This is a genomic window from Pseudoxanthobacter sp. (assembly GCF_036822375.1).
GTDB lineage: Bacteria > Pseudomonadota > Alphaproteobacteria > Rhizobiales > Segnochrobactraceae > Pseudoxanthobacter.
Genome location: NZ_DAISHT010000075.1, coordinates 1 through 3,938, shown reverse-complemented (window position 1 = coordinate 3,938; position 3,938 = coordinate 1). Strand labels below are relative to the sequence as shown.

Annotated in this window: 4 protein-coding genes; 3 read left to right on the top strand and 1 reads right to left on the bottom strand. The window is 66.4% G+C overall.

What is annotated here, in order from left to right; translation table 11 throughout:
• A partial coding sequence (locus V7067_RS09140; protein WP_334175586.1) for a D-alanyl-D-alanine carboxypeptidase family protein occupies positions 1-1,289 on the bottom strand: 1,289 nt, incomplete at its 3' end.
• Positions 1,290-1,655: 366 nt separating this feature from the next.
• Between V7067_RS09140 and V7067_RS09135 the strand changes: the two genes are divergently transcribed.
• The 3 genes from V7067_RS09135 to V7067_RS09125 all read left to right on the top strand — a co-directional run.
• Positions 1,656-1,994, top strand: coding sequence for a phasin family protein (locus V7067_RS09135; RefSeq protein ID WP_334175585.1), 339 nt, complete (start codon positions 1,656-1,658; stop codon positions 1,992-1,994).
• Between the two features lie 893 nt (positions 1,995-2,887).
• On the top strand, positions 2,888-3,223 hold the full coding sequence (gene clpS / locus V7067_RS09130) for an ATP-dependent Clp protease adapter ClpS (protein ID WP_334175596.1): 336 nt from the start codon (positions 2,888-2,890) through the stop codon (positions 3,221-3,223).
• A 9-nt stretch (positions 3,224-3,232) separates the two neighbouring features.
• The coding region (locus V7067_RS09125) for a Clp protease N-terminal domain-containing protein (protein WP_334175584.1) at positions 3,233-3,938 on the top strand (706 nt) is incomplete at its 3' end.

Sequence of the window (3,938 nt, the reverse complement as noted above, 5' to 3'; positions counted from 1 at the left end):
GCGGCGGGCACTTTGGCGGCCGGAGCGGCGTCTTCGTCGCCGGCGGCGTCGGCGGTGTCGGTCTCACCCTCGTCCGTGCCGGGGCGCTCCGGGCTGGCAGCCGGCAGAACGGGCACGGAAGGCACCTTGTCGTCGGTCTCGCCGGCATCGTCGGCGCGGGCCACCACGGCGGCGGCAGGCTCCGGGCGTTCGGCCGGCGAGGGCAGCGCCGGCACGGAGGGCGCCGCCTTCGGCGCCGCACCGGTCTCTGCCACGAGCGGGGTTTCGGTTGCCTTTGCGGCGGCCACCTTGGCCATCGCCACCTTGTCGTCCGGATCGGCGCTGACCTCGGCAAGCTGCGGGCGGCCAAGCTTCAGCGGCGTGCCGGTGGCGAGCACCGCCGGCGCCGGCGCGGTGCCGACATCGCCGCGGCTGCCCTGCAGGCCGGCCACCACCACGTCGCGCTGCATCGGCTGGGCATCCGGCAGGTAGCGGTTCAGAAGCTCCGCCATGTGCTGGTCGCGGGCGCGCGCCGAGGTGCCGCCCATCACCACCGCCACCAGACGCTTGTTGCCGCGCTTGATGGAGGAGACGAGGTTGAAGCCCGAGGCGCGGATGTAGCCCGTCTTGATGCCGTCGATGCCGGCCATCTGGCTCATCAGACGGTTGTGGTTGGTGATGGTCTGACCCTTGTAGCGGAAGCTGCGGGTCGAGAAATAGCGGTAGTAGGTCGGGAACTGGCGCTGAATGGCGAGGCCGAGGATCGCCAGATCGCGGGCGGTGGTGATCTGGCCGGGGTTCGGCAGGCCGTTGGCGTTCTGGTAGGACGTGTTGCGCATGCCGAGGCGGCGGGCGGTGGCGGTCATGCGGCGGGCGAAGGCCGGTTCGCTGCCGGAAATGTTCTCAGCGATGACCACCGCGCAGTCGTTGGCCGAGCGCGTCATCAGCGCCAGCATCGCATCGCGCACCGACACGGTGGAGCCGGCCTTGACGCCGAGCTTGGAGGGCGCCTGCGCCGCGGCATGGGCGGAAACGCGAAGCTGCGTATCCATCGTCAGCCGGCCGGCCGACAGCTCCTCGAACAGCACGTAGGCCGTCATGATCTTGGTCAGCGAGGCGGGATAGCGCAGCGCGTCGGCGTTCTTGGAAAACAGCACCCGGCCGCTGGAGGCATCGACCACGAAGGCCGCATAGCGCTCGTTCGACTGGGCATGGGCGACAGGCGCCAGCGGGGCAATGGCCACGGTTGCGGCAGTGCCGAGGCCGATGGCGACGGCAGCCGCCCGCGCCATCCGCAGCAGACTGTGCATCCCGGCAGCAACGCCGCGGGGCACAGACTCAACCGGGGTCTTGCAGGGGTCTGCCATTTCGCCGTCCTTAGAACTCAACCAGCGCCGGCGGGCGGTGCCGGGACCGGTCTTATGGGCCGCAGAAATGGGGTGGCATCGCGGCAGCGCGCCATCTCATGCTCTGGTGTGCAAACGGTATCCGCGAGCGGTTAGCGGAGGGTAAAGACCATTGCTGCGATTGCGCCGGTCGCGTTCATGCTCCGGTGTTATGTTGCACTGCAAAAAGCACGTTGACAGACAATTGTGCAGTGCATAATCTCAACCGCAGGCAAAGGCGCAGAACCCACAGGGCGCCTTGCGAGGCAGCGCACAGGAAGGATTGCAGAAATGGCGTACGGCTTCGAGGATATGCAGCGCGTCCAGAAAGAGCAGCTCGATACCGCGATGAAGAGCTTCGGCGCCTACAACAAGGGCCTGCAGGCCATTGCGGTGGAAATCGCCGATTTCTCCAAGAAGAGCTTCGAGGAGAGCGCCGCCACCGTCGAGAAGCTGTTCGCGGCCCGCACCGTGGATAAGGCTGTGGAGATCCAGAGCGCCTTCGCCCGCCAGAGCTATGAAGGCATGGTGGCCGAGATGACCAAGCTCGGCGAGCTTTATGTCGACCTCGCCAAGGAAGCCGTGAAGCCCTACGAAGGCGTGCTGCCGAAGGTCGCCACCAAGCTCTGACGTCCTCAGGTTTCTGAGGCGGTTCTGCCCGGCTGGCGGACGAGGCTGCTGCGACGCGCGGCGCAGGCCCTGCCGGTTACGGGCTTCCGTCCCCCTGCCATGCGGCGATGAACGCCGGCGGGATGTCAGACAGCGTGCATGATGAAGAGCCCGGCCATCTGGTCGGGCTTTTTGCATTTCGGACGGGCCAACCCCATTTGTTGCGAGCAATTGCGCAACAGGCAAAAAATTCGCCTGCGAATGCAGCCGGCGCATGGGCGCTGCGCGTTGCGCGGATGCGGGATGCCCTTACAATGCGAATGAGGCACCCCAACATATAGGGGGTGATCCGGCCGCCTCCGCTGCCGCATGCGGTGCGGGGAAGCGGCCGGCGGGCTGCCTCGGGCAACGGTGCCGGGCGGTCCGGAGCCGTCAAATTGGTCTGATGTTTGCATCGGATCCGACAGGCGGACGCGACCGGGTCCGCAGCGGCCGCCGTGACAGGCGCCCGGCACTTTTCGTGAAAATTCTGGCGCGCGTTCTGTCCGGCGCCAGCTTCAGGTGCGATGCCTGACAGAACGGTTACCGGGCCTTCCGCCGCCAGTCGGGGAGGGGCCGGCAACGATCCGGTGCCGGCTCCGGGGCCGGCCGAATCTCCCGCTGTTGCTGCGCCGGCCGTTGAGGCGCACGGGCGATCCGGCTTTCCGCGGGCTGGCCTGTCAGAAGATCCGGCCTGTCACAGGATGAAGCCCTGCGCGGTTCGCGGGCAGGGCAGAGCGGATGCCAACTGGGCTGCAACGAGGCTGAACGTGTCGGCTGAGAACAAGAACACGGCGACGGAATTTTCGACGGTGGCCGGTGCGCCTGCGGGCGGCCTGCGGCCGGAGGCGGAGCGCATTCTGCGGGCGGCAGCGATGAGCGGCGCGGAGGACGACGGCGGCGACGGGGATTCGGGCAGCGGCACTTCGGTGGCGACCCGCACCCGGACGCGGGTTCGCCGGCCCTCGCTCTATCGGGTGCTGCTGCTGAACGACGATTACACTCCGATGGAGTTCGTTATCGAAGTGCTCGAACGCTTTTTCCAGAAGAACCGGGAAGAAGCCACGCGCATCATGCTTCATGTCCATCATCACGGCGTCGGTGAATGCGGCGTCTATACTTATGAGGTCGCCGAGACAAAAGTAACTCTCGTCATGGATTTCGCACGCAAGCACCAGCATCCGTTGCAATGTGTCATGGAAAAGAAGTGAGGAGGTCCCGTGCCGTCATTCTCTCGCAGCCTGGAGAAGGCACTCCATCAGGCCCTCGCTTTCGCTAACGAGCGGCGGCAGGAATACGCAACACTCGAACATCTGTTGCTGTCTCTGATCAGCGATCAGGACGCGGCAGCGGTGATGCGGGCGTGTAATGTCGATCTGGAAAAGCTCCGTCGTGACCTCGTCGAGTATATCGACACGGAGCTTGAGAACCTCGTGACCGACAGCCCGGAAGATGCGAAGCCCACCGCGGGCTTCCAGCGGGTCATCCAGCGCGCCGTCATCCATGTGCAGTCCTCGGGCCGGGAAGAAGTGACCGGCGCCAACGTGCTCGTTGCCATCTTCGCCGAGCGCGAGAGCCATGCCGCCTATTTCCTGCAGGAGCAGGACATGACGCGGTATGACGCCGTCAACTACATCAGCCACGGCATTGCCAAGCGGGCGGGGGCGGCGGAGAGCCGGCCGGTGCGCGGGGCCGAGGAGGAGACGGCCTCCGGCACGGGCGAGACCGCCCCGTCCGGCAGCGAGAAGACCAAGCGCAAGACCGATGCGCTCGAGGCTTATTGCGTCAACCTCAACGAGAAGGCCCGCAAGGGCAAGATCGATCCGCTGATCGGCCGGGCGGAGGAGATTCGCCGCACCATTCAGGTGCTGTGCCGCCGCCAGAAGAACAACCCGCTCTATGTGGGCGATCCCGGCGTGGGCAAGA